The sequence below is a fragment of the Pseudomonas simiae genome (assembly GCF_000934565.1).
Taxonomy (GTDB): domain Bacteria; phylum Pseudomonadota; class Gammaproteobacteria; order Pseudomonadales; family Pseudomonadaceae; genus Aquipseudomonas; species Aquipseudomonas simiae.
Map to the genome: position 1 here is coordinate 3314990 of NZ_CP010896.1, position 25057 is coordinate 3340046.

At 61.9% G+C, this 25057-nt stretch carries 18 protein-coding genes; 12 read left to right on the forward strand and 6 right to left on the reverse strand.

Annotated elements, in window-relative coordinates; translation table 11 throughout:
• The first annotated feature begins 43 nt into the window (after nucleotides 1-43).
• From PF1751_RS14795 to PF1751_RS14840, 10 genes are all read left to right on the forward strand, one after another.
• A complete protein-coding gene (locus PF1751_RS14795) occupies nucleotides 44-397 on the forward strand; it encodes a hypothetical protein (protein WP_010210044.1) in 354 nt (117 codons plus the stop codon).
• Between the two features lie 146 nt (nucleotides 398-543).
• Nucleotides 544-1503 (forward strand): AAA family ATPase, encoded by a 960-nt coding sequence (locus PF1751_RS14800; RefSeq protein ID WP_010210043.1) that lies wholly within the window; start codon nucleotides 544-546, stop codon nucleotides 1501-1503.
• Nucleotides 1504-1508: 5 nt separating this feature from the next.
• Nucleotides 1509-2441, forward strand: coding sequence for a DUF58 domain-containing protein (locus tag PF1751_RS14805; protein WP_025857778.1), 933 nt, complete (start codon nucleotides 1509-1511; stop codon nucleotides 2439-2441).
• Nucleotides 2438-2932, forward strand: coding sequence for a DUF4381 domain-containing protein (locus PF1751_RS14810; protein ID WP_021491558.1), 495 nt, complete (start codon nucleotides 2438-2440; stop codon nucleotides 2930-2932). The genes PF1751_RS14805 and PF1751_RS14810 overlap by 4 nt, the downstream gene beginning before the upstream one ends.
• Entirely contained in the window at nucleotides 2925-4013 is a 1089-nt protein-coding gene (locus PF1751_RS14815; protein ID WP_021491559.1) for a vWA domain-containing protein, read from the forward strand. The genes PF1751_RS14810 and PF1751_RS14815 overlap by 8 nt, the downstream gene beginning before the upstream one ends.
• Complete coding sequence (locus PF1751_RS14820; protein ID WP_010210035.1) at nucleotides 4010-5749, forward strand: tetratricopeptide repeat protein; 1740 nt, start codon at nucleotides 4010-4012, stop codon at nucleotides 5747-5749. Before PF1751_RS14815 ends, PF1751_RS14820 begins: the two co-directional genes overlap by 4 nt.
• The gene (locus tag PF1751_RS14825; protein ID WP_021491560.1) at nucleotides 5746-7386 is read left to right on the forward strand and encodes a BatD family protein; all 1641 of its coding nucleotides are present in this window, start codon (nucleotides 5746-5748) and stop codon (nucleotides 7384-7386) included. Before PF1751_RS14820 ends, PF1751_RS14825 begins: the two co-directional genes overlap by 4 nt.
• A gap of 98 nt (nucleotides 7387-7484) precedes the next feature.
• The gene (locus tag PF1751_RS14830; protein WP_021491561.1) at nucleotides 7485-8726 is read left to right on the forward strand and encodes an exonuclease SbcCD subunit D C-terminal domain-containing protein; all 1242 of its coding nucleotides are present in this window, start codon (nucleotides 7485-7487) and stop codon (nucleotides 8724-8726) included.
• Complete coding sequence (locus tag PF1751_RS14835) at nucleotides 8723-12361, forward strand: AAA family ATPase (RefSeq protein ID WP_021491562.1); 3639 nt, start codon at nucleotides 8723-8725, stop codon at nucleotides 12359-12361. The genes PF1751_RS14830 and PF1751_RS14835 overlap by 4 nt, the downstream gene beginning before the upstream one ends.
• The gene (locus PF1751_RS14840) at nucleotides 12358-12951 is read left to right on the forward strand and encodes a glutathione S-transferase (RefSeq protein WP_010210029.1); all 594 of its coding nucleotides are present in this window, start codon (nucleotides 12358-12360) and stop codon (nucleotides 12949-12951) included. Before PF1751_RS14835 ends, PF1751_RS14840 begins: the two co-directional genes overlap by 4 nt.
• Here PF1751_RS14840 and PF1751_RS29650 read toward each other — a convergent pair.
• From PF1751_RS29650 to PF1751_RS14855, 4 genes are all read right to left on the reverse strand, one after another.
• The gene (locus PF1751_RS29650; RefSeq protein WP_264371022.1) at nucleotides 12948-13073 is read right to left on the reverse strand and encodes a hypothetical protein; all 126 of its coding nucleotides are present in this window, start codon (nucleotides 13071-13073) and stop codon (nucleotides 12948-12950) included. The two genes, PF1751_RS14840 and PF1751_RS29650, sit on opposite strands and share 4 nt — an antisense overlap.
• 159 nt (nucleotides 13074-13232) lie before the next feature.
• A complete protein-coding gene (locus tag PF1751_RS14845) occupies nucleotides 13233-13412 on the reverse strand; it encodes a hypothetical protein (RefSeq protein WP_010210027.1) in 180 nt (59 codons plus the stop codon).
• Nucleotides 13413-13568: 156 nt separating this feature from the next.
• Nucleotides 13569-14744, reverse strand: a complete 1176-nt coding sequence (locus PF1751_RS14850) for a lactonase family protein (RefSeq protein WP_010210026.1) — start codon at nucleotides 14742-14744, stop codon at nucleotides 13569-13571.
• Nucleotides 14731-15018: a DUF5629 family protein gene (locus tag PF1751_RS14855; RefSeq protein WP_010210024.1), complete on the reverse strand. Its 288-nt coding sequence runs from the start codon at nucleotides 15016-15018 to the stop codon at nucleotides 14731-14733. The genes PF1751_RS14850 and PF1751_RS14855 overlap by 14 nt, the downstream gene beginning before the upstream one ends.
• A gap of 139 nt (nucleotides 15019-15157) precedes the next feature.
• On the opposite strand from PF1751_RS14855, the gene PF1751_RS14860 reads away from it, so the two are divergent.
• Nucleotides 15158-20068: a dermonecrotic toxin domain-containing protein gene (locus PF1751_RS14860; RefSeq protein ID WP_044287279.1), complete on the forward strand. Its 4911-nt coding sequence runs from the start codon at nucleotides 15158-15160 to the stop codon at nucleotides 20066-20068.
• A 39-nt stretch (nucleotides 20069-20107) separates the two neighbouring features.
• On the opposite strand, the gene PF1751_RS14865 is transcribed toward PF1751_RS14860, so the two are convergent.
• Nucleotides 20108-22483 (reverse strand): efflux RND transporter permease subunit, encoded by a 2376-nt coding sequence (locus PF1751_RS14865; RefSeq protein ID WP_010210023.1) that lies wholly within the window; start codon nucleotides 22481-22483, stop codon nucleotides 20108-20110.
• 15 nt (nucleotides 22484-22498) lie between these two features.
• A complete protein-coding gene (locus PF1751_RS14870) occupies nucleotides 22499-23527 on the reverse strand; it encodes a WD40/YVTN/BNR-like repeat-containing protein (RefSeq protein WP_029529128.1) in 1029 nt (342 codons plus the stop codon).
• Nucleotides 23528-23833: 306 nt separating this feature from the next.
• Here PF1751_RS14870 and PF1751_RS14875 point away from each other — a divergent pair, with 306 nt between their 5' ends.
• Nucleotides 23834-24949, forward strand: coding sequence for a Gfo/Idh/MocA family protein (locus PF1751_RS14875; protein WP_044287280.1), 1116 nt, complete (start codon nucleotides 23834-23836; stop codon nucleotides 24947-24949).
• Nucleotides 24950-25057 lie beyond the last annotated feature (108 nt).

Below are 25057 nucleotides of genomic sequence, written 5' to 3' on the forward strand. Positions count from 1 at the left end.
CACAATTGCCCCTATTACGCCCTACCCCCTACCAGGATTCCCCATGCTGCAGCTGAAAACCGACGCCCTGATGGTCACCCCGTGCGATGACGAAGAGGACAACATGGCGATGCTCTGCTGTCACGGCAAGAACGGCGAAATGTTCATGCTGACCCGCTACCCGGATGAAGACGAAGTGGAGCTGACCTGGGACTACGAGCCATCGACCCTGGATGGGCTGAAGATCACGCTGAGTGACACCACCCTGCGGGTCGAGCTGGCGGCGGGTGACGCCGATGCACTGGGCGGCAAGGATCACCTTGAGATCACCCACGCCACAGCCGCGTCGGATCTGGCCGAAGTCGAAGAAACCCTGCAAAACATCCTCAAAGGCACTGGTACCTACGTCCGCGCGTGATGCCTCCCACACAAAAATCCTACAAGTTTTGCCAAAAATACCCGTTACGCCGTTAGTCGCCACCCCCCTCGATGCATTAAAGTAAGCCTCCCAAGCCCGGCGTTTTTGCTCGACCGCCGGGCTCATCTCTCCAGGAACCGTCATCGATGGAACATCGTGAAGCGCTGCTTGCGCTGCGAACCTTTCTTTCTACGCAGATTCTCGGCCAGGAAAAACTCATCGATCGCCTGTTGATCGCCTTGCTCGCCGACGGCCATATGCTGGTGGAAGGCGCGCCGGGCCTGGCCAAGACCAAGGCCATCAAAGAGTTGGCGGAAGGCATCGAAGCGCAGTTCCATCGAATCCAGTTCACCCCCGACCTGTTGCCCGCCGACATCACCGGCACCGAGATCTATCGTCCGGAAACCGGCAGCTTCGTGTTCCAGCAAGGGCCGATCTTCCACAACCTGGTGCTGGCGGACGAAATCAACCGCGCGCCGGCCAAGGTGCAGTCGGCCCTGCTGGAGGCCATGGCCGAGCGCCAGGTCAGCGTCGGGCGCAGCACGTATGACTTGTCGCCGCTGTTCCTGGTGATGGCCACGCAAAACCCCATCGAGCAGGAAGGCACCTACCCGTTGCCCGAGGCCCAGCTCGACCGCTTCTTGATGCATGTGAAAATCGGCTTCCCGGACGCCGCCGTCGAGCGACGTATCCTGCAACAGGCCCGCGGCGAAGCCCTCAACGGCGAAACCAAGCCTGAGCGCCGCGTCAGCCAGCAGGCGATCTTCGCCGCGCGCAAGGAAATCCTCGGCCTGTACATGGCTGATGCCGTAGAGGAATACCTGGTGCAACTGGTGATGGCCACGCGCACCCCCGCCAAGTTCGACCTGGAAATGGCCGAATGGATTGCCTACGGCGCCAGCCCCCGCGGCTCCATCGCCCTCGACCGTTGTGCCCGCGCCCATGCCTGGCTGGCCGGTCGCGACTTCGTCAGCCCGGAAGATATCCAGGCGGTGCTGTTCGACGTGTTGCGCCATCGCATCATCCTGTCGTTCGAAGCGGAAGCCGCCGGCATTGACCAGGACCGTGTGGTGCAGCGCATTCTCGACGTCGTTGCCGTCGCTTGAAACCCATGAACGCAAGCGATGGGATCCGCGTCACGCTCAGCGAGTTGATCGAGATGCGCCATCGCGTGCGCGAAGTGCAGTTGTTTTCCACGCCAAGCCAGCGCAGCCCGCTGATCGGCCTGCATCACTCCAAGCTGCGCGGGCGTGGTGTGGACTTCGACCAGGTGCGCGTGTACCAGGCCGGGGACGACGTGCGCACCATCGACTGGCGTGTGACGGCGCGCACCCAAGAGCCGCACACCAAGTTGTTCCATGAAGAACGCGAGCGACCGATCTTCATCATGGTGGAACAAAGCTGCCGGCTGTTTTTCGGCTCCGGGCAGATGTTCAAGTCGGTGCTGGCCGCACAGGCCGCCAGCCTGATTGGCTGGGCCGCACTGGGGCATAACGACCGTGTGGGCGGCCTGGTGTTCGGCGACAACGAGCACTACGAAATCAAGCCGCGCCGCAGCAAGCAAAGCCTGCTGCAACTGCTCAACCGCCTGGTGCGCGTCAACCAGAGCCTGAGCACCGAAAGCCGCCCAGAAGCCGACGCCCTCGGCATGGCCTTGCGCCGTGGCCGCGAAGTGTTGCGCCCCGGTAGCCTGGTGATTGTGATCTGCGATGAACGCGCGCTGACCGAAGGCGCCGAGCAACAACTCAGCCTATTGTCGCGGCATTGCGACCTGCTGCTGTTGCCGATCTCCGACCCACTCGACCACGCCCTGCCCGCTGCTGGGCTGCTGCGCTTCGCGGAGCGCGGTGCTCAACTGGAACTGGATACGCTGAATTTCGATCTGCGCCAGGCCTACAAGGCCCAGGCCGAAGCCCGCATCGCGCGCTGGGAGCTGCTCGCCCAGAAACTGCGTGTGCTGCTGATGCCCCTGAGCACCCAGAGCGAAATGGTCGAGCAACTGCGCGAATACCTCAACCCGCAACGCCCGGTTAAAAAACAATGAGCAGCCTTGACCAACTGCAGCCGTTGATCGCCCCGCCCGCCGTCGGCTTCTGGCCGCCCGCGCCGGGTTGGTGGCTGTTGCTGCTGGTGATTCCGCTGCTCGGCTGGGGCCTGTGGTCACTGCGCCGCTTTTTGCCGGCCCGCCGCCCCATCGCCCGCGCCGAACAGCCGCTGGACCCGCTGCGCATCGCCGCCCTGGCAGAGCTTGCGCTAATGCCCAAGCCTTACGATGGCGCGCCCGCCGGCGCCTGGCTGCAACAGCTCAACGGTCTGCTCAAACGGCTGTGTCGCAACGATTATCCCTATAGCCAGAGCCACACCCTCAACGGCCGCAAATGGCTGGCGTTCCTCGATAACCGCTGCCCCGCCGCCGGCCTCACACGCTGGATGGTATTGGTAGAGGGCGCCTACAAACCCGAATGCAAACTAGACGACAAGGCTATCGCCGGCCTGACCCAAGCCGTCGACACCTGGATTCGCAAACATGTTTGAGTTCGCCTGGCCGTGGATCTTCGCCCTGTTGCCCTTGCCGTGGTTGATGCGCCTGGTGCTGCCGGCCGCCGACAGCGGTGAGCCCGCCTTGAAAGTCAGCTACCTCAGCGACCTCGAAGGCCTGGCCCGTCGTCGCGCCCGCATCAACTTGCCCGGTTGGCGCCAACAAGCACCGTTCGTGGTGCTGTGGTTGCTGCTGCTGACCGCCGCCGCACGCCCGGAATGGCTCGGCGAACCGCTGCCGATCGCCGCCAGTGGCCGCGACCTGCTGGTGGCGGTGGACGTGTCCGGCTCCATGGACTTCCCCGATATGCATTGGCAGGGCGAAGACGTGAGTCGCTTGAGCCTGGTCAAGCACCTGCTCGGCGATTTTCTTGAGGGCCGCGAAGGTGATCGGGTTGGCCTGATCCTGTTCGGCAGCCAAGCCTACCTGCAAGCTCCACTGACCTTTGACCGCCGCACCGTGCGCACCTGGCTGGATGAAGCGCGCATCGGCATTGCCGGCAAGAACACCGCGATTGGCGACGCCATCGGCCTGGCCCTGAAACGCCTGCGCCAGCGCCCGGCGCAGAGCCGCGTGCTGATCCTGGTCACTGACGGCGCCAACAACGCCGGGCAGATCGACCCGCTGACTGCCGCGCGCCTCGCCGCTGAAGAAGGGGTAAAAATCTATCCGATCGGCATCGGCGCCGACCCGGAACAAACCGGCTCCCTGGGCATCCTCGGCGTCAACCCGAGCCTGGACCTCGACGAGCCAGCGCTCAAGGCCATCGCCGACGTCACCAGCGGCCAATACTTCCGCGCCCGTGACGGTGAGCAATTGCAAGCGATCAAGGAGACCCTCGACAAACTGGAACCGGTCGAACAGCAACCGACGCAGGCACGCCCGGCCCTGGCGCTGTACAGCGCACCGCTGGCCCTGGCGCTGGTGCTGAGCATGCTGCTGGTGATTCAAGAACGCTGGCCGAACAACGCCCTGCAACGGTTGTTCAACAAATTGTCGAGCAAGGGGATTTTCCTGCAACAACACCCGGAATGGCGCCAACGCCTCAAACGCCTGCGTTTGCGGAGGCGTCGATGATCGACCTGTGGCCGCACTGGTTCCGCCCCGGCTGGTTGTTGCTGCTGCCGTTGCTCGGCTGGTTGCTGTGGCACCTGTGGCACCGGCAAAAGCGCGCCGGGCGCTGGCAGATGATCTTGCCTGCGGCCTTCCATGCCGTGTTGCTCAGGGGTGGAAACGGCCGCGAGAGCAAATCGCCGTGGGTGCTGCTGGGCATTGCCTGGCTGTTGGCCGTGCTGGCGTTGCTCGGCCCAAGCTGGCAGCGTGTTGAGCAGTCGAGCCAGAAGCCTTCCGATCCGTTGGTGGTGTTGCTGGAACTGACCCCGGAAATGCTCGCCACCGACAGCCCGCCTAACCGCCTGGAGCAGGCACGGCGCAAGCTATATGACGTGTTGCAGGCGCGTACCGACGCACAAACCGCCATCGTCGTCTACGCCGGTAGCGCCCACACCCTGGTGCCGCTGTCGGATGACCTGGCCACCAGCCGCAACCTGCTGGACGCCCTGCGCCCCTCGATCATGCCTGAGGCCGGCCATCGCGCCGACCTGGCCGTCGAGAAAGCCCTCGGCCTGCTCAAGCAAGGTGGCCTCGGCCAGGGACGCCTACTGCTGATTGGTTCTTCGCTGTCCAAACAGGAACGCCAGGGCATTCGCCTGCTGCTGCAAAACGCACAATCGCCCACCCTGTCGATCCTCGGCATCGGCAGCCGTGAAGGCACGCCGGTGACCCAGGAAAGCGGTGAATTTCTCAAGGACGAACAAGGCGCGATCCTGGTGCCGCGCCTCGACAGCCCGACGCTCAAGGCCTTCGCCAGTGAAATGGGTGGGCGCTACCGCGCGGCACGCCTGGACGACAAAGACCTGCGCCAACTCGGCGTGCTCGACCCGCCGCAGACCCTGCGCAACGATGGCCAACTGCTGCGCCTGGACACCTGGGCCGACCAGGGTTACTGGCTGCTCCTGCCCCTGTTGCTACTCGCTGCCTGTGCCGGGCGGCGTGGCTGGTTGTTCTGCCTGCCCCTGCTGCTGTTGAGCGCACCACAGCCCAGCTACGCATTCAGCTTGCAGGACCTGTGGCTGCGTCCCGACCAGCAAGGCCAATACCTGCTGAAGAAAAAACGCCCTGCCGAAGCCGCCGAACACTTCGAAGACCCGCAATGGAAAGGCGTGGCGCTTTACGAAGCCGGCAACTACGCCGAGGCTATCAAGCTGTTTGCCGAAGGCAATGACGCCTACTCCCACTACAATCGGGGTAACGCCCTGGCCAGGTCCGGTGAGCTGGAAGCCGCCATCGATGCCTACGAACAGGCCCTCGAAGCCCAGCCCGACCTGCAGCCCGCCCTGAAAAACAAGGCGTTGGTGGAAGCACTGGTGCAGGAACGCGACGAACCGGAACCGACCCAGCCGGCAAAAAACGAAGATGACGAAACCACTCAACCCGGCCAAACTGCGCAACCGGGCGCCAGTGGGCAAAACGCCACGGGGGGCGAGCCGTCGTCCCAGGGCCAGGGCGAATCCGGTACTGACGACACCCAGGCCGGCAGTCCATCGCCACCCCCAGGCAACGAAGTGCCCGGCAGCGAACTGGGCGACGAACAGACCACCACCCCGCCGCTGCGCCCCGACAACGCGAGCCTCGACGGTGAACACCGTCAGGCCCTGGAGCAATGGCTGCAGGAGATCCCGGACAATCCCGGTGAACTGCTGCGCCGCAAATTCTGGTACGAACAGCAACAACATCAGGACAAGACTCGATGAGCCGCCGCACCACCCTACTGCTCCTGCTCGCCCTCTCGGCAGGCCACGCCCAGGCGGCGAACCTGACCGCCAGCGTCGACCGCAGCCGCGTCAACTCCGGGGAAACGGTGGAATTGACGGTGGAGTCCAGCGATGTCACGCAGTTCGGCAAGCCGGACCTGTCGCCGCTGGATGCGCAGTTCGAAGTCAGCGGCACCCGCCAGATCAACCAGCTCACCACCTTGGGCGGCGATAACCACGCCACCACGCGCTGGATCATCACCCTGCTGCCCAAGGAAAACGGCACAGTGGTCATCCCGCCCCTGCAAGTGGGCGATTACAAGACCCAGCCCATCAGCCTGCAAGTGGTCGAAACCGCCAGCCAGAACACCGCCGCCGAGCTGGCGCCGGTGTTTGTCGAGGCCAACCTCGACCAGACCAGTGTCTACGTCCAGGCCCAGGCACTGTTGACCGTACGCGTCTACCACTCGGTGTCGCTGTACGATGACAGCAGCCTCACCCCCCTGCAGATTGCCGATGCGCGCGTGGAGCAGTTGGGCGAGTCCCGCACCTACGAAAAGGTCATCAACAGTATCCGCCATGGCGTGATCGAGACCCGCTACGCGATCTATCCGCAGCACAGCGGCACCCTGGCGATTCCGGCGCAGACCTTCAGCGCCACGCTGGTGGAGTCGCGCCCACCGCAGGAAAACACCCTGCAAGGCACCAAGCCGGGCAAGCTGATTCACGTCAGCTCTGCGGAGTTACCGCTGGTGGTCAAACCCAAGCCCGCGCTGTATCCCGCCGACGCCCCATGGCTACCGGCACGCAGCCTGACCCTGAGCGAAAACTGGAACCCGGCGCCTGAGCATGTGCAGGTCGGCGACTCCCTGACCCGCAGCCTCACGGTCAAGGCCGAAGGCCTGTCCAGCGCACAACTGCCGGCCCTGCCCAGCACCGACGTCAACGGCCTGCGCCGCTACCCGGACCAACCGGTGCTCGGCAACCAGACCAACGACCGTGGCCTGATCGGTAGCCGTGAAGACCGCGAAGCCCTGGTGCCCACCCTCGCAGGCAGCATGGACCTGCCCGCCGTGGACGTAGTGTGGTGGAACACCCACGAAGATCATCTGGAGCGTACCAGCCTGCCCGCGCGCACCCTGCAAGTGGCGATCAACCCGAGCCTGGCCGTCGACACTCCCGCCACGCCTACGGTGATCACCGCGCCGGATGATGAACGCCTGTGGCTGTGGCAACTGAGCACGTTGCTCTTCGCCTGCACCACCCTGCTGGGTTTTGGCCTGTGGTGGCGCGCACGCCGGCAACCGGCCGTGCAACGTGCCGCGCAAACGGGCCCGAGCCCGCGCACCCTGCTCGATGACCTTAAACGCGCCACCCAGGCCAACGACCCGCAAGCCACCCGCCAGGCCCTCGACGCCTGGGCGCGGCAGCAGCCGGAAACGCTCGCGGACATGGCAGCGCGATTTGTGCCATTGTCGGATGCATTGGATGGCTTGAATGGCGCGCTGTACAGCGAGAGTGGGCATTTCTGGCTGGGTGAGGACTTGTGGCGTGCCGTGAAAGCGATTCCGATAGCTGAACGTGAACTGGACCCGGCGGCGGATACCACCAGTTTGCCGCCGTTGTATCCCAAATAGCCTGCTTCCTCCCAGACTGGATCTTGGCCTCCCGCGGGCACCGAATGTGTTTTTGCAGGTAAACTCCCTTCCTTTTCATATTCTCCACGGAGTTCGCCTTGCGTCTGTTTCACACCTCCGACTGGCACCTGGGCCAAAACCTCCATGGCCAGGAACGCGACTTCGAACACGCCTGTTTCCTTGAGTGGCTGCTGGGCCAACTGAAAACCCATCTCCCGGATGTGCTGCTGATCGCCGGTGATATCTTCGACACGGTCAACCCGCCCCTCAAGGCCCAGGAGCGGCTGTATGACTTCATCATCAGCGCCCATGAACAGAACCCCAAGCTGACCATCGTGATGATCGCCGGCAACCACGATTCCGGCTCGCGTATCGAGCTGCCCGCGCCGTTGATGCGGCGCCTGCGTACCCATGCGCTGGGCCGCGTGCTGTGGCTGGATGACGGCCAACTCGACGCCGAACGCCTGCTGATCCCGCTGCCGGATGCCAAAGGCAAGATTGCCGCCTGGTGCCTGGCGTTGCCGTTCCTGCGTCCGGCGGAAGTCACCGGTGCGCACTTGGGTGACGACTACCTGCGCGGCATCGGCCAGGTGCATGAATGGCTGATCGCCGCCGCCAACGCCAAGCGCAAAAAAGGCCAGGCGCTGATTGCCATCAGCCACGCGCACATGGCCGGTGGTTCGGTGTCGGAAGACTCCGAGCGCAGCCTGATCATCGGCAATGCCGAGGCGCTGCCGGCCAGCCTGTTCGATAGAAGTGTCGCCTACGTTGCCCTCGGCCATTTGCACAAGCCGCAAAAGGTCAATGGCGAAGAACGCATTCGCTACAGCGGCTCGCCGATTCCGCTGTCGTTTTCCGAAATCGGCTATAAACACCAGATTCTCGACGTGACGTTTCAGGGCCAATGCCTGGTGAGTGTCGAACCGCTGCTGATCCCCCGCTCGGTCGACCTGCAACGCCTGGAAGCCGCGCCCCTGGCCGATATCCTCAAGGCCTTGGCCGAGTTGCCGGATATCGACCTGCTTGCCGAAACCCAGCGCCACCCCTGGCTCGAAGTTCGCGTACGCCTGGATGAACCACAACCCGATCTGCGTCAGCAGATCGAAAGCACCCTGCAAGGCAAGGCCGTGCGCCTGGTGCGCATCGCCGCCGAATACGCCGGTACCGGCAGCCGTGAGGACGAAGGCGACGACCGCCTGATCGATCTCGACCAGCTCACGCCCCAGGAATTGTTCAGCCGCGCCTGGCAGGACAGTTATGGCAGTGACGTGGATGAACAGACCTTGAAGGACTTCGCCGTGCTGCTCCAGGAAGTGCAACAGGAGGGCGAACAGCCATGAAGATCCTCGCCATCCGCCTGAAAAACCTCGCCTCCCTGGCGGGCCCGTTTGAGATCGACTTCACCGCCGAGCCGCTGGCCAGTGCCGGTTTGTTCGCGATTACCGGGCCGACCGGCGCCGGTAAAAGTACCCTGCTCGATGCCTTGTGCCTGGCGCTGTTTGGCGCGGTGCCGCGCCTGGGCGATACCGGCCAGGCGAAGATGCCGGATGCCGACAGCGACATTTCCATTGGTGACCCGCGCACCTTGCTGCGGCGTGGCACCGGTGGCGGTTATGCCGAGGTGGACTTCGTCGGCGTCAGTGGCCGTCGCTACCGCGCACGCTGGGAAGCCAACCGCGCACGGGACAAAGCCAGCGGTAAATTGCAGAACAGCCGCCAAAGCCTGATCGACCTGGACAGTGACCAACTGCTGGCCAGCCAGAAAACCGAATACAAGACCCAACTGGAACTGGCCCTGGGCCTGAACTTCGAACAGTTCACCCGTGCCGTGTTGCTCGCTCAAAGTGAGTTCAGCGCCTTCCTCAAGGCCAACGACAATGAGCGCAGCGAACTGCTGGAAAAACTCACCGACACAGCCCTTTACACCCAGCTCGGTCGGCGCGCGTTCGACAAGGCCAAAGAGGCCAGGGAAGCGCATAAACAGCTACAGGACCAGGCGACCGGTGTGGTGCCGCTGGCCGCCGAAGCCCGTGCCGAACTGGATCAGCAATTCGACGCGGCGCAACAACACCTCAAGACCCAGCAAGCCCAGCTCAAGCAGCTGGAGTTGCAGCACACCTGGCTCAAGGAACTGCGCGAATGGCAAGAGCGCCAACTCGCCGCTACCGAACAGCTACAGCGGGCGCAGGCCGAGTGGGATAACCAGGTCCAGCAACGTGACGACCTGAGCCGCCTGGATCAGTTGGCGCCACAGCGTCACCAGTTTGCGCGCCAGGCAGAGCTGAGCACCCTGCTTGCGCCGCTGGCCGCGCAGATCCAGTTGCATCGCCAACAACAAGGCGAACTGCATACTCGCCAGGAACAGGCCCAACAACAGCAAGCCAGCGCGCAAACCGCATTGGCGCAAGCCCTGAAAAACCAGGCTGATGCCGTGCCTTTGCTGCGCCAGGCGTTCGAAGAACAGAGCACCCTCGCCCACTTGACCAAAGAGTTGGCAAAGCGCATCGAGGACAAACAGCAACACGAAAGCGCCTGCATCGAAGGCCAGCGCCAGCTCACTGGCCTGCTGGAAAAACAGAACCAGGTCGCCGAACGCTTGCAACGCCTGAGCACCGAGCTTGACCGCAGCGCGGCGCTGGCACCGCTGAGCGACGCCTGGACCGCCTACCGCGACCGCTTGCAACAGTTGATGCTGATAGGCAACCGCCTGAATAAAGGCCAAGCCGAACTGCCGCAGTTGGAGCAACGTGCGACCAGCGCCGCCGAACAGTTCACCCAGCAACGCGAAGCCTTGGACCTGCTGTATCAGGAGGCCGGTGCCGAGCCTCACGCCGTGGCCGAACAGATCCAACTACTGGCCAGCCTGCTGCAAGACAATCGCAAACAGCAGCGCGCGTTCGAAGATCTGACACGCCTGTGGGACAACCAGCAGCAGTTGGACCAACAAGCCGCTACCTTGACGCAAAAGCTCACCGATGCCCAACAGCAGCGCGAGCAGTTGAACCAGGCCGGCCTGCAAACCAAGGCAGAGCTGAGCGTTGCCGAACAGACGCTAAACGTGACCAAACAGCTGCTGGAACGCCAGCGCCTGGCCCGCAGCGCCAGCGTCGAAGAGTTGCGCGAGCAGTTGCAGGACGACCAGCCCTGCCCGGTGTGCGGCAGCCACGAACATCCGTACCACCAGCCCGAAGCCCTGTTGCAAAGCCTCGGTCGTCATGACGAAAACGAAGAAGCCGCGGCGCAGAAAGCGGTCGATACACTCAAGGAAAAGCTCACCGAGTTGCGTGGCGAAGTGGGCGGTTTGATCGCCCAGCAGAAGGAATACCTGCAACAGCAGGAACACCTGGCGACGCAACAGCAAGCACTCAAGCCGAGCCTGGATGCACACCCGCTGTACGCGTCGTTGCTCAACCAGGAAACTGCGAAACGCAGCGCCTGGCTCGAACAGCAACTGGGCCAACTGACCCAGAGCATCAGCCAGGACGAACAACGCCAAGGCGCCCTGCTTAATCTGCAACAAAACGCCGGGCGCCTGCAGCAGCAGTTGCAAGCCGCCCAGGACGCGAGCCAGCAAGCCCGTCAACTGTTGGTCGACCAGCAACGCGAGCTGGCCGGTGACCGCGAACGCCTTGACCAGGAACTGAGCGCCTTCGCCAACCTGCTGCCCGCGGACACCCTGGAAGGTCTGCGCGCCGAGCCGGCCGCCACCTTCATGCAGCTGGACCAGCAGGTCAACCAGCGCCTGGAACAGCTGGGCCATCAACGCGATGAGCTGGCTGAGCAACAAGATCGCCAACAGGCGATCGAGAAGGAACAGACTCACCAGCAACATCGCCAGCAACAACTCGACGCCCTGCTCCAGCAGGTCAACGAGCTGGCGAGCCAACAGCAAACGGCCCAGGCAAAACTCAGCGCGTTACTGGGCGAGCACTCCAGCGCCGAACACTGGCAGCAGCAGCTGGAACAGGCCGTGACCCAGTCACGTCAAAGCGAAACCGACGCAAACAAACAGCTGCAAGAGATCCACAATGCACTGATCGAACTGGCCGCCGACCTCAAGGCCCAGCAGGAACGCGAACACGCGTTGCAGGCCGAACACCATGCCCTCGCCACGCGCATCAGCGAATGGCGTGCCCTGCACCCGGAACTCGATGACGCAGGGCTTAGCCATTTGCTGGCCTACGATGACGCCCAGGTCAGCCAATTGCGCCAACAGTTGCAGCTCAGCGAAAAAGCCGTCGAACAGGCCAAGGTGCTGCTGCAAGAACGCGAACAGCGCCTCGCCGACCACCAGGCCCTGCACAATGGCAATCTTGAGGCCCAAGCCTTGGACAGCGCCCTGGCAACGCTCAACCAGCAATTGGCCGAAGGCGAGAAAATCTGCGCCGAACTGCGCGCACGGCAGTCCGAAGACCAGCGCCGCCAGGAGGCCAACCAGGCCTTCGCCGAGCACATCGCCAAAGCCTATGACGAGTGGCAACGCTGGGCACGCCTGAACGCGCTGATCGGCTCGGCCACCGGCGACACCTTCCGCAAGATCGCCCAGGCCTACAACCTCGACCTGTTGGTGCACCACGCCAACGTGCAACTGCGTCAGTTGGTGCGGCGTTACCGCCTCAAGCGTGGCGGCAGCATGCTTGGCCTGTTGGTGATGGACACGGAAATGGGCGATGAATTGCGCTCGGTGCATTCGTTGTCCGGCGGCGAAACCTTCCTGGTGTCCCTGGCGCTGGCCTTGGGCCTGGCGTCGATGGCTTCCAGCACGTTGAAGATCGAGTCACTGTTTATCGATGAGGGCTTCGGCAGCCTCGACCCGGAATCGTTGCAATTGGCGATGGATGCGCTGGATGGCTTGCAGGCTCAAGGCCGTAAGGTTGCGGTGATCTCCCACGTACAGGAAATGCACGAACGCATTCCTGTGCAGATTCAGGTCAAGCGCCAGGGCAATGGCTTGAGCACCCTGGAGGTCAAATGAGCGAGGCGCTGCTGTATTCATTCCGGCGCTGCCCCTATGCCATGCGTGCGCGGCTGGCCTTGCGCTACAGCGGCGTGCCCGTGCGCATCATTGAAGTCAGCCTGAAGGCCAAGCCGGCCGAGATGCTGGCGCTGTCGCCCAAGGGCACGGTGCCGGTGTTGAGTGTGGCGGGCGAGGTGATCGAGGAAAGCCTGGCCATCATGCAATGGGCGCTGGCGCAGCATGATCCGCAGGATTGGTTACTGCAGGGTGATCCGGCGGTGCTGGCGCTCGTTGCCGAGAATGACCAAGGCTTCAAGTATCACCTGGATCGATACAAGTACGCCGAACGCTACCCGGAACTGCCGATGGAACACTATCGGGCCGAGGGCGAAGTATTTTTGCGCAAGCTTGAAGCATTACTGGCGGGCCGCGCCTATTTGCTGGCGGATCATCCAAGCCTGGCGGACATGGCCCTGGCGCCGTTCGTGCGGCAGTTTGCCCATGTGGATCGGGACTGGTTTGCCAGTGCCCCGTACCCCCGCTTGCAGCATTGGCTGGAGCGATTTCTGCAATCGCCGCTGTTTGTCGCGGTGATGGCGAAGGTTTAGCCCTGGGCCAAATCCAACAAGCGCTCGCAGGCAATCTCAGGCTCACTGTCTACCCCCTGCACGGAAGACAGGATGGGCGCGGAATAGAGGGCCAGTATGAGTGCGGCGAGTCGGATTGCCATGCTGTCGATTCCATGAAGAAAAGCGTCAAAAGTTGAGCGTCAAATTTAAACACATGGCAATGTGATATCAATCATTTTTCTTCCACGCCTGCACAAACGCCAAACCACTCGAACGAGCCAGGCTTCGTTCCAGTGGTTTGGCGTCTGCGGGTGTGCAGGTTATTGCTGGGTTTTGTGATCGAGTGCGGCGTAGAAGTTGGCGCTTTGTTGCAGGTATTTCTGGGTGTAGGCACTGGTGCTGGATTTTTTGCCGGTGACTTCCACGCTGGCTGCTGCTGGCAGCGCAACAGTGGCGGAAACAGCGGAAGCGGCGATGATGGAGAAGAGATTCAAATTCATGTCGGTAACCCTTGTGTGCGTTTGATTGAGTGGCCGGGGAAGGCCTTGGAACCAAACTTACGCCCGAGGGCTAAGCCTTAGAAATGCTTTGAAACAGTAGCCGCTATTAATAGAATTAATACAAAGGCTCAGGCCCCGCATCGCGGGGCCTGTGGCTTATTGACGCACCAGGAACTTGAGGTCACTGGGCGCATCGATCGGCATTTTCTGCACGGTTTTACCCAGCAGGCCGGTCTTGGGGTCGCGTTCGACCACCACGATTTCATTGCTTTTCTGGTTGGCGATCAACAAAAACCGCCCGCTCGGGTCCAGGCTGAACTCGCGCGGGTGGTCGCCTTCCACGGGACGGCGTTGCAGCTCCTTGAGGTGCGCGGTGGCCGGGTCGATGCTGAACACCAGCAGTTGGTTGGCCGTACCACGGTTGCTCACGTAGAGGAACTTGCCATCACTGGACGCATGCAACGCGGCGCCGGCCTTGTCCGACACCGGCTGCCCGGCGGCGAAGTCCACCAGCTGGGTCTGGGTCAATTGGCCGTCCTTGTAATCAAACACCGCCACCTGTGCGCTCATCTCGGTGGTCAACCACGCATGCTTGCCATCTGCACTGAACAGCAGGTGCCGTGGGCCACTGCCGGGTGGCAGTTGCACCGAGGCCGGGCTGGCCGGCGCCAAGGGCTGTTCAGGGTTGGCCTTGGGGTCGTAGTGGTAGGCAAACACCTTGTCTGCGCCCAGGTCCTGGACGAACACGTATTGGCCATCTGGCGACGACACTACCGAGTGCACATGGTTGGACGCCTGCCGCTCTGGGTTCACACGGCTGGACGGATGCCCGCTCAGTTGCACGGGAGCTGATAGCTTGCCCGTCGCATCGACCGGCAGGGCCGCCAGGCTGCCACCCGGGTCTTCGAGTACCGAATAGTTGGCGACAAACACATAGCGCCCGTCAGCGGCGACGCTGGAGTGGGTCGGCTCGTTGCCGAGGCTCTGCACCTGATTGATCAAGGTGAGCTGGTAATTCTGCGGATCGATGCTGTAGCTGCTGACGCGACCGACCGGGTCGTTCTGGCCGGGGCCGTTTTCGTTGACCACGAACAGGTGTTTCTGGTCCTTGGAGACCGTCAGCCACGACGGGTTGGCAGCCTTCGCGGCCAGTACCGGCTTGCCACTGAACTGACCGGTCCGGCTATTGAACTGCAGGCGATAGATCCCTTCGCTGCTGCCCGCGGTGTAGCTACCCACCAGCAACTCGTAAGTCTCGGCCGGCGCGGCCTGCACCGACATCGCACCGACACTGCCCGCCATCAGCAGGGGCCAGAATTTACGCATCATCATCCGCTTGCTCCTCGTTGTTATTGTTGCCGGTGAACGCACTCATGCAGATCAGGCGGTGCTCGCCCGACTCACCGGTAAGGGTCCAGCTTTGCAAGGTGTCATCGAAGGTAGCTGCCTGGACTTGCTCCAGGCTGAAGCACCAGCGTTTTTCCGCGCGGCCGTCCATGGCGATGATCAGCAGTTTCTCTTTATCGAGCACGAAGTCGAAGGCATGCAGCCCATCGATTTCAAGCATGTCGGAAGCTTCAAGGACGGCAGGCAAATTATCAGTCATCACAGTCTTTCATCAGGTTCAAAGGGCTAATCATAGGCGAGTTTGCCGCCAGGGCCTAAACCATAACGGGCTACCACCGGGTCGCGGCGCTGCGCATTACCTTGCTTGGGCATGTCCTATCCCGCGTAAAGGAATACCCATGACAGACCCCAACACCCCACCTGCCGCACACCCGACCCGACAAGCGGTTGAGGCCCAGTTTCGCACCCGCCCGACGTTACGCTCAGTCACCGCGCAGATGCTGACCACCCACTTGAAAGAACACTACCCGCCGCTGGCGCATCCCGTCGGTGAACTGCGACTGGCCGTACCGCGGGACGGCGGTGGCCGCGCCCTATTGCCGCTGCTGGAGGTGACGCTGGGCTACATGGCCGATGGCAGTTTCCCGGACTTGTCTGCGCGCAACAACCTGGATTGCTACCTGGCCGATGCCACCGGCGCCCGCCTCACCTTTCAAGGCAATGGTGCTCGCGATTATGACCTGGCGGTGATCGAAGCTGTCATCCGGGAGCTGCCGACACTACTGTTCATCGGCTTCCAAGACGCGCTGGCAACCTACTGGAGCCAGGACAGCGATGCCGGCGGCAGTCGCTGGCAATGGTTGGCCAAGGTCCTGCAAGGCTCGCTGCTGGATTCGGCGATTGGCCAGGCCGGCGCCGCGATGCCCGCACTGAAAACCCTGGCCACGCTGGCCCGCTACCCCGACCGCGCCACCCGTGCACGCCGGCCAGGGCGTGAGGGCGCGGTACACGCCTATACCCTGGAAACGCATCTGGACCAGGCTCGCAGCCGACTCACCCTGCAAGCCATCGACCTCCTGGTGGTCTGCCAGGCGCAGGTGTTGCTGTGTCGCGTATCGGGAGAAATCGAGGCATACGCCGACCTCGATGCCTTCGGCCAGGCATGGGGTGCAAGCATGCAACAACGTTACGGCGCCGACAGGATCACCTGGCAGCAGTACGAGCCCGACGGCAATATTTTCGAGGTGCAAGCCGCACTGATCATCAACCAGCAATTGGATAACCTGGCCGCGATTGAATTGCCCGGCACATCCAGCGTGCAAGCCCTGGAGGACTTGTTTGCCACGGCCACCGACCCGGCGCTCTTGTTCAGCGCCTCATCCAGCACCCCACGGACCACCTTGGCCTCGATCCAGGCAGGCTTGCCTGGCTGGCTGCAGCGCGCCAGCACCGCCGACCGTCTGGCCTATCATCAGTGCCTGCTGGAGCAAGCCGGTATACGCCGACTGACCCTGGGTGACTCAGACTTCGCTGGCGTAGAAACGCTGCGCAGTTATGCCACCGAGCACTTGAATCACCAACTGTGCCTGGACCGCGCGCAGGCGCTCGGCGGCCGACGTCATTGCGATGACGCTGCGCGGGTAGCCGGGTACAACGCAGATGACCTGGAACTGACCTTCCACGTCCCGGTCGGCACACTGGCCGGTGGCTACGTCGAACCGGTCTGCATAAGCCTGGTCGATCTGGCCCTGCAAAACCTGTCGGGTGCGCCCAAAGGCCGTATGACACTGCGCCATCGCGCGGGTCGTGAACTCGAAGCCTGGTTGAGCGACGATTACATCCGCCAATTGGTGCAGCGTGTCGACATCGGCCAAAACTACCCTCGTTACCTACGCCAGGCGCTGATGAGCGATACCGACGTCGCGCGAAAACGCCAACGCCTGTTCGAACAGCAGCGCCCGGTTCATCTGAAAACACAGGCGCTGGAACACAAGATCAAAGGACAGGCGGGCCTGACCCATCGCGGTGTTCGTTGTGTGAGTGCCGTGCTCGACCCCGAGCCATTGGCGCAGCAGGTCGACGATGACGCCATTGTCATCCGCGCCTTGGCCTTCCTGCGCAAGCCCGGCGCCACGGCCGACGTCGTACAGAATATGTTCATCATCGAACCCCGCGATACACAGCGAGGGCCGCACGTGCTGTATCGGCCCGCCTATCGCGACGCACTGCTGGAGTTTGCCAATCGCGACAGCCTGCTGGCAGCCATCGCAGTGCCGGGCGCGCTGCAGGACAGCGTCTTGACTTGGCTGCCGGAGACCGCGAGAGCCATCTATAGCAACGGCGGATTCACACAGCCTCACATTGTCAGAGTCGGCATGGGCTCGGAATTCGCCCCGTTGCCCAGCGTTCCCGAGCCTGCCCAATTGGCTGGCGCTGGTGACGAGAGCAGCGATGAAATCCTCCAGGCGCTGAACAATGGGCGCCTGATGGAGTACCTGTTCGGCAGTGAAACCCGGCAGTTGCTGGACCAGGCCGAACGCGCATCGACGTCCAACAGGGAAAGTCGCTGGGCACTGATAATCGAAGGCATGCAACTGGGGTTCAACACGCTGTTGATGGCCGTACGCGGGCCGCTGGCGGCCGTCGGCTGGCTGATGCAACTGGTACAAAGCCTCACGCAGGACGTGCCGGCCCTGGAGAGCCATGACCCGACGGCAAGGGAGTTGGCTTGGGTTGACCTGCTGCAGAACATCGCCATGCTGCTGTTGCACCATGGCTCGGTGACTGTGGCACCCGACACCGCGGCGCCGGATACACAGGTCATGACGCGCCAGCCTTTCAGACGCAAGCCGACTGGCTCACCGCTGGCGCGAACGGTCCTGATTGAACACGGCAAGATTGGCGTGCCTTCCGAACCGCCCGGTGGAGGCCGTACGCTGCTGGACTTTGACCAATCGGTGGCCGGTGATGCGGCCGCGAGCAAGCTGTTGAACACGCTGCGCGCGGTCAACATTGCCTGGCCTACGCCGCCGCCGAACCCGATCAGCATCGGCCCTCACCAAGGGTTGTACAGGATCGACGGCCTATGGCATGCCTCGGTCGGCGGCCTGTTGTTCAGGGTCAGCATTACACCGGGGTTTGGCGAGGTCTTCATCATTCACCCGCAGAAACCCGACCACCCAGGCATCAAGCTTAAAACCGACGGCAAGGGGCATTGGACATTGGACCGTGGCCTTAAACTGCTAGGCGGTGGTCCCAAGCGGATGGCGAGTTTGCGTGAGGAAAACCAACGTAGAAAAGCCGAACTCATCGCGCGCGGGGAAGCACTCAATTCAGAAATCAACGTCTTGATGCCGCCGTTCCTGGCAACAATGGATCAAATGCTGAGCGCCCTCACAGCCTTGAAGAACCAACGCAAAACCGTGCGATTGATCTGGGATCTTCTGCAAAAAGCCACTTCCCGACAAAAACCGGCGTTGGCCGAACGCCATCAGAGGGAAACCCTGGAGCACCAGGCGCGGCGCACCGAGTTTCAGATCCTGTTGCAAAACCTGGAAGATCAGTTTGCCCAGTCACTGTCCCCACGCCTGGAAATGGTCAAAGTGGGCAAAGAACTCGAACGGGTCGGGGGCGCCGGTACGCATGTACAGGAGCGGGCCAGAATCCTGGGAACCATTTGGGATCAACAGTTGGCCATCCACACGCTGCTGTTGGACCGGTTGAACGCCATGCGTTTTTCCAGGGCGGGTGAGCCCATGGAGCACATGGCACGCAGGATGTTTATCGATAATCTGTTGGAAGATTTCACGGTCTATGAGGAATACATCAGCAACACCGTTGAATCGGCAAACATCCGCCAGCACATGGCCGAGGTCTCCACGGCCATGGAGCAGACCCTCGAACAGCTGGCGCAAGACTCGGTGGCGGGACGCGCCATACGCCAGGAAAAGCTGTCTCGGATCCAGTTCCCGCAGAACTTTTTTGCCGACAACCTGAAGCTCAATACGCTGAGTTATCTCACCGCCGCCAGCCTTGATAAGACCCATACGTCGGTGGTGCCCCTGGAACGGTTTTACCTCGATCGCCTCGAACAAACCGACTTGTTTGAAACGCTGCAGTCTCACATCGATGTGCGCAGTGGCGCCGAGTACCCGCTTGCCGATCAGCGGCACGTGTATGAAACCGTCCTCAACGAGTACCGCCGTTATGAGGAGGGCATTCGTGCGCTCAAGATCATCAATCCACGCTGCCTGCGCCCGGAGGCCGAGCGCTTGCTGACAGGCCTTGAATATGCCCAGGCCCTGGCGCAAACCGAATTGGAAGGCGTGGTGAGCAAGCAGGAAGCGCTGGACGTCGAATTACCCTTGTCCAAGACGCTGCGCCCCAAGCCGGCCTCCAAACGGGTATTCAAAACGCGCAAGAAGAAATACCTGGTTGGGGACCTCAAGCAGACCAATGCGCAACAGCTTGAAGAGCAGTTCACCATCGTCGATACGCCGACCGGCGAAACCATTGCCACCTTCAACCGGCATGAAGACGGTTGGGAGGCCACCTCCGACACGCCCGCAGCCTCGGCAGAGCCCGCGCCCACGGGTCGATCGCTGGCGACAATCAAAGGCTTGGCCCTGGCGTTGGTCAACGAACGCAAAGGCATTGGTCAACTGATAGAAGCCGAGCAGAAAAAACTCGATTCCGCCCTCACCCGCCAACACGTTGACCCCGGCAACTGGAATGAACTGCTCACCGGGCAAGCTGCAAAACTCACCGCATTGGCCGATGAATTGCTACGCGAACACCTTGAGCAAAAACCGGCGGTACAGCGCCTGATCGATGAATACAGGGACGAAGCGCGGGACATGACCCGGCAGGCAGAGCGTTTATGCAGTAATGCGTATAAGCGCCAATGGCCAACACAGGAGAGCCTCAATTATCTATGGGAACACAACCAGATCGACATCAACCTGACCAGCGTGGCCGACCTGCAACGTCCGACCCTCAGCGGCGACTTCTTCACCGAATACGCCGTGTATGACAAGGCAAAAAAACCGCCGGTGGTGTTGTGGTATGCGCACTTTCACTACGCCAGCGCCGACGCCCCGCCCGCGCACTACACGCGGGCGCACCTGAAGTTGGCGGAACAGCGTAAATACACACAGAAGGATTTGCTCAAGGAACACGTGCAGGCCCATTTGCGCCAGCAGCCGGAACCGTCCGCCGTGCCGCTCAGTCGGGTTCTCTACGTACTGATCACCCCGCCGGTGGACCAGATATTCCTGAAGATCGTGCAGGCCCCACGGCCCCGTCAGTGACAACCGAGCGTGAGGGCGAAGACGCCCTCACGCCCTGGTTCAGTGGGCAAACAACGAATTACCCTTTTGCCCCGCCAGCTTCTCGGGCTTGATCAGGAACCGCGCCAGTGCCGGCAGCAGCCACAGTGCGCCGAACATGTTCCACAGCAGCATGAACGTCAGCATCAGGCCCATGTCGGCCTGGAACTTGATGGCCGAGAAGATCCAGGTGCACACGCCGATCGCCAGGCACAGGCCGGTGAACAACACGGCCTTGCCGGTGGACTTGAGCGTCTGATAGTACGCCTCTTGCAATGGCAAACCGGCGCGCAGGAAACTTTCCAGGCGGCTGTAGATGTAGATGCCGTAGTCCACGCCAATGCCCACGCCGAGCGCTACCACCGGCAGGGTCGCGACCTTGACGCCGATGCCCATGAACGCCATCAGCGCGTTGCCCAGCACCGAGGTCAGCACCAGCGGCAGCACGATGCACAGCGTCGCTGCCCAAGAGCGGAAGGTGATCATGCACATCGTCGCCACGCACAGGTACACCAGGATCAGGATCGTCAGCTCGGACTCCTTGATCACTTCGTTAGTGGCCGCTTCGATCCCGGCGTTACCGGCGGCAAGGATGAACTCCAGGCCGTCCTTGTTGTTCTCTTTGGCAAAGTCCTGCACCGCATGCACCGCACGGTCGAGGGTTTCAGCCTTGTGGTCGTTGAGGAACACCAGCACCGGCGCCAGCGAGCAATTGTTGTTGTACAGGCCATCGGCACGGGCGATGGAGTTGTTCAGCACATCCGGGTTGCGCGACAGGGTTTCCCATTTCAGGTTGCCTTCGTTCATACCCTTGATCATCTGCTTGGACACGGTGACCAACGAGATCGCCGACTGCACGCCCTCGGTGTTCTGCATCTTCCACATCAACTGGTCGATGGGCGCCATGGCTTCATAGCGTGAGCAGCCCTCGGCCTTGGTCTTGACCATCACCACCAGCACGTCGGAACTGGTGGAGTAGTTACTGATGATGAAGTTGTTGTCTTTGTTGTAGCGCGAGTCCGGGCGCAGCTCCGGCGCGCCCTGGTCCAGGTCGCCGATCTTGAGGTTCTGGCTGTACCAGAGGCCGCCACCGAAGGCGATCAGGGCCAGGAAGACCGAGACCGGCGCGACTTTAGGGCTGGCGAACTTCGACAGCAGGCGCCAGAACGGATGTTCGCGATTGGCGTCTTTCTTGCTTTTGGCTATTGCGCGTTTGCTGATACCGACGTAGGAAATTGCTACTGGCAGCAGGATCAGGTTGGTGAACACGATCACCGCCACGCCAATAGAGGCGCCGATGGCCAGCTCACGGATCACGCCAATGTCGATGATCAACAGCGTGATGAAGCCCACCGCATCGGCCAGGATCGCGATCATTCCCGGCAGAAACAATTGGCGAAAGGTGCGGCGTGCGGCGGTCAGCGCGTTGTCCGCCTCGCTCGATTGCAGGGCGATACCGTTGATCTTCTGTACGCCGTGGGAAATACCGATGGCGAAAATCAGGAACGGCACCAGCATCGAGTAGGGATCCAGCCCGAAACCGGCGGCATGCATCAGGCCCAGTTGCCACACCACCGCCACCAGGGTGGTGCTCAAGACCGCAATGGTGCTGCGCAGGCAGTTGGTGAACCACAGCAGCAGGACCAGGGTGATGCCAAAGGCCACGCCGAAGAACAGCACCACCATGATCAGGCCATCGATCAGGTCACCGACTTTCTTGGCAAAACCGACGATGTGGATCTGGACGTTGGGGTTCTGCTCCTGGAATTTGGTGCGGATCTTGTCTTCGAGTTCATGGGAGAACTTGCGGTAGTCGAGGGCCAGCAACTTGCCCTGGTCTTGTGGGTCCGGGTAGGACTCCAGCAGTGGGATGTCAACGATGCTCGATTTGAAATCGTTGGCCACCAGGCGCCCGACCTGCCCGGACTTGAGCACGTTGTTGCGCAGTTGATCGAGGCTTTCCGGCGAGCCGTTGTAGCTCTGCGGAATCACTTCACCGCCGGCAAAGCCTTCTTCGGTCACTTCGGTCCAGCGTACGCTGGGGCTCCACAGCGACTTCAGGCCCGAGCGGTCGACCCCGGAAATGTAGAACACCTCGTCGTTGATCTGACGCAGGGTCTCCATGTATTCCTTGGTGAAGATGTCGCCGTCCTTGGCCTCCACCGAGATACGCACCGTGTTGCCCAGGTTCGCCAGGTCATTGCGGTGTTCCATCATCTTCTCGATGAAGGGATGCTTGAGCGGGATCATCTTTTCGAAACTGGTGGAGGGGCGAATCAACGTCGCCTGCCAGAACAGGAAAATGCTCACCAGCAGGCAGATCACGATCACTGCCGGGCGGTTGTTGAAGATCAGGCGCTCAAGAAAGGTCGCTTTATCGTTGTGATGACTGCTCATTCTTTCCCCGCCTTCTTATTGTTTTGTCGGTTCGGCGCCATCGGCTTTAGCGACGCGAACGCCACCCTGCCCGGCCAGAATCAAGTTGCCATTGCCTGCCGCCGTGACGGACGAAAGGGAAATCCGGTCCGGACGGTTGAATACGCTGAAGGTCAACCCGTCGTCATGGCTGACCACCACGCTGCCACCATTGCCGACGACAACAATCGAGCCGTCCTCCAGCAACGTCGCGCCGGACAAACCAAACTCCAGCGCGCCCCGCGCGGCGTTGAGCTCAACTTGCTCCCAGGTGCTGCCGAAATCCGTCGACCGGTACAGGTTGCCGCGCAAGCCATAGGCCAGCAGGGTTCGCGGTTGCGCCGTGCTGATCACCCCAAACAGCGAGCCCTCGTAGGGGCCTTCGAGTTTTTCCCAGGTCTGGCCGTCGTCGCTGGAGCGGAACATGCTGCCCTGCTCGCCGACGATGAACAGGCCGGCGTCCTTGATGGAGGCGATGGCGTTGAGGTGGTACTGGTCTTCGTTGTCGAGGCGGTCGCTGACGTCTTCCCAGGTCTTGCCGCCGTCGGTGGTTTCGATCAGCGCGCCATAGGCGCCGACGGCCAGGCCGTGATTGGCATCGTTGAACCATACATCGAGCAACGGGGCTTCGCGCTTAAGATCCTGGTACTGCTGGGTCCAGGTGGCACCGCCGTCGGAACTGGAAAGAATTTGCGCATCATGACCCACCGCCCAGCCTTGCTTGTCGTCGATGAAAAACACCGCCGTGAGCAACTGCCGGGTGGGCACTTTGGCTTGGGTCCAGGTGCTGCCCTGGTCATCGGAATAGAGAATGTGCCCGCGATCACCAACCGCCACGAGGCGCTTGCCCGCATGGACCACATCGATCATCAGGCCTTTGGCGGCCTTGGGGGATTCAATCGCAAAAGAGGTATCGCTGGCGGCCTGGACAACCGTCGGCAACGCGACAGCGCCAAACAGCGAGAGCGCTGCGGCCAGCATCGCAACCCTGCGTGCGGCGCGTGGGCGGCAGACAACCCAACCCATGACAGGCTCACTCATAGACCTTTCTCCCATTTATTATTGTTATCGCTGCCTTCCGGGGCCTTGAAACCTGCAATCTAGAGCGCCTGGAGGAAGCAGGGGCCATCCTAGCGGGCTTTCGAATCGTCTGACAATCGGCGCTACGTTATCTTTTGTTAACTGAGCCGCTTTCGTCAGAGCCTGAATATAACTGCATTCGCCGGGGTGATCGTCGGGGCCTCAATGAATTTTTATTCCATCTATTGAATTTAGGGAATTTTTATTCCATTAATAAGCCCACTGAAAACAATAATCCAAAGGACCACGGCAATGCGTGAACTCGGAATCGGCTTGATCGGCACAGGCTTCATGGGGCGTGCCCACGCCTTGGCCTTCAATAACGCCCGCGCGGTATTCGAACTGCCGGTACACCTCAAGCTGGCGGCGCTGGCCGACGCCGACACCGAACGCGCACAACGCTGCGCCAAGGCGTGGGGATTTGCCCAGGCCCACGGCGACTGGCAAGCCTTGATCAATGATCCCAATGTCGACGTAGTGGCCATCACCACTCCCAACCATTTGCACTACCCCATGGCCATGGCAGCCATCGCGGCGGGCAAGGCGGTGTACTGCGAGAAACCCCTGGCGGTGAGCCTGGAACAAGCCGACGCCATGCGCCGCGCCGCCAGTGCCGCCGGGGTCGTCACGCGGGTGGGCTACAACTACCAGCACAACCCGATGATTACGTTGGCGCGGCAGATGATTGCCGGTGGCGAACTGGGCGAAATCATCAGCTTCCAGGGTGAGTTCAGCGAAGACTTCATGGCCGACCCGGCCTCTCCATGGTCGTGGCGTTGCGAAGTCGAGCATGCCGGCGGCGCCCTGGCGGACCTGGGCAGCCACTTGCTGTCGATGGCGCGCTATCTGCTCGGTGATGTGGTCAGTGTGTGTGCCGATACCCAGACCGTCCACGCCCGGCGACCTGCCATCACCGGCAGCGCGCAGCTCAAACCCATCGCGGTGGATGACCAGGTGCATGCCCTGCTGCGCTTCGCCAACGGCGCGCGCGGCACGGTGAGCAGCAGTTGGCTCAAGCACGGATACAAGAACCACCTGAGTTTCGAGATCAGCGGGACGAAAGGCACACTGACGTTCGATCAGGAGCGCTTGAATGAATTGCAGGTGTGTCGCGTGGGCCAGGACGGGTTCCAACGCGTGCTCGCAGGACCGGCCCTGCCCGGTTATGCGGCGTTCAGTCCGGCGGCGGGGCATCAGTTGGGGTACAACGAACTAAAGACGCTGGAAGTGCAGGAATTGATCATGGCCATAGCCGGTCAAGGCGCGGATGGCACTGATTTCGAAGCGGCGTGGGAGGTGGAGCGGCTGGCGACGGCGATTCGCGTAGCTGCCCTCGAAGAACGCTGGGTAACAGTGAACGCACTCTAAACCAACCCACCGAACCCTGTGGGAGCTGGCTTGCCTGCGATGGCGATGTGACTGATACACCGCTCTCGCAGGCAAGCCAGCGCCCACACTTGAATCACCTAAATCTTC

Coding starts and splice junctions, on each gene's coding strand:
- PF1751_RS14820 (WP_010210035.1), top strand. CDS start 4,010: ATGATCGACCTGTGGCCGCACTGGTTCCGCCCCGGCTGGTTGTTGCTG.
- PF1751_RS29650 (WP_264371022.1), bottom strand. CDS start 13,073: ATGGCAATCCGACTCGCCGCACTCATACTGGCCCTCTATTCCGCGCCC.
- PF1751_RS14810 (WP_021491558.1), top strand. CDS start 2,438: ATGAGCAGCCTTGACCAACTGCAGCCGTTGATCGCCCCGCCCGCCGTC.
- PF1751_RS14815 (WP_021491559.1), top strand. CDS start 2,925: ATGTTTGAGTTCGCCTGGCCGTGGATCTTCGCCCTGTTGCCCTTGCCG.
- PF1751_RS14800 (WP_010210043.1), top strand. CDS start 544: ATGGAACATCGTGAAGCGCTGCTTGCGCTGCGAACCTTTCTTTCTACG.
- PF1751_RS14835 (WP_021491562.1), top strand. CDS start 8,723: ATGAAGATCCTCGCCATCCGCCTGAAAAACCTCGCCTCCCTGGCGGGC.
- PF1751_RS14875 (WP_044287280.1), top strand. CDS start 23,834: ATGCGTGAACTCGGAATCGGCTTGATCGGCACAGGCTTCATGGGGCGT.
- PF1751_RS14865 (WP_010210023.1), bottom strand. CDS start 22,483: ATGAGCAGTCATCACAACGATAAAGCGACCTTTCTTGAGCGCCTGATC.
- PF1751_RS14860 (WP_044287279.1), top strand. CDS start 15,158: ATGACAGACCCCAACACCCCACCTGCCGCACACCCGACCCGACAAGCG.
- PF1751_RS14855 (WP_010210024.1), bottom strand. CDS start 15,018: ATGACTGATAATTTGCCTGCCGTCCTTGAAGCTTCCGACATGCTTGAA.
- PF1751_RS14845 (WP_010210027.1), bottom strand. CDS start 13,412: ATGAATTTGAATCTCTTCTCCATCATCGCCGCTTCCGCTGTTTCCGCC.
- PF1751_RS14825 (WP_021491560.1), top strand. CDS start 5,746: ATGAGCCGCCGCACCACCCTACTGCTCCTGCTCGCCCTCTCGGCAGGC.
- PF1751_RS14850 (WP_010210026.1), bottom strand. CDS start 14,744: ATGATGATGCGTAAATTCTGGCCCCTGCTGATGGCGGGCAGTGTCGGT.
- PF1751_RS14840 (WP_010210029.1), top strand. CDS start 12,358: ATGAGCGAGGCGCTGCTGTATTCATTCCGGCGCTGCCCCTATGCCATG.
- PF1751_RS14805 (WP_025857778.1), top strand. CDS start 1,509: ATGAACGCAAGCGATGGGATCCGCGTCACGCTCAGCGAGTTGATCGAG.
- PF1751_RS14870 (WP_029529128.1), bottom strand. CDS start 23,527: ATGGGTTGGGTTGTCTGCCGCCCACGCGCCGCACGCAGGGTTGCGATG.
- PF1751_RS14795 (WP_010210044.1), top strand. CDS start 44: ATGCTGCAGCTGAAAACCGACGCCCTGATGGTCACCCCGTGCGATGAC.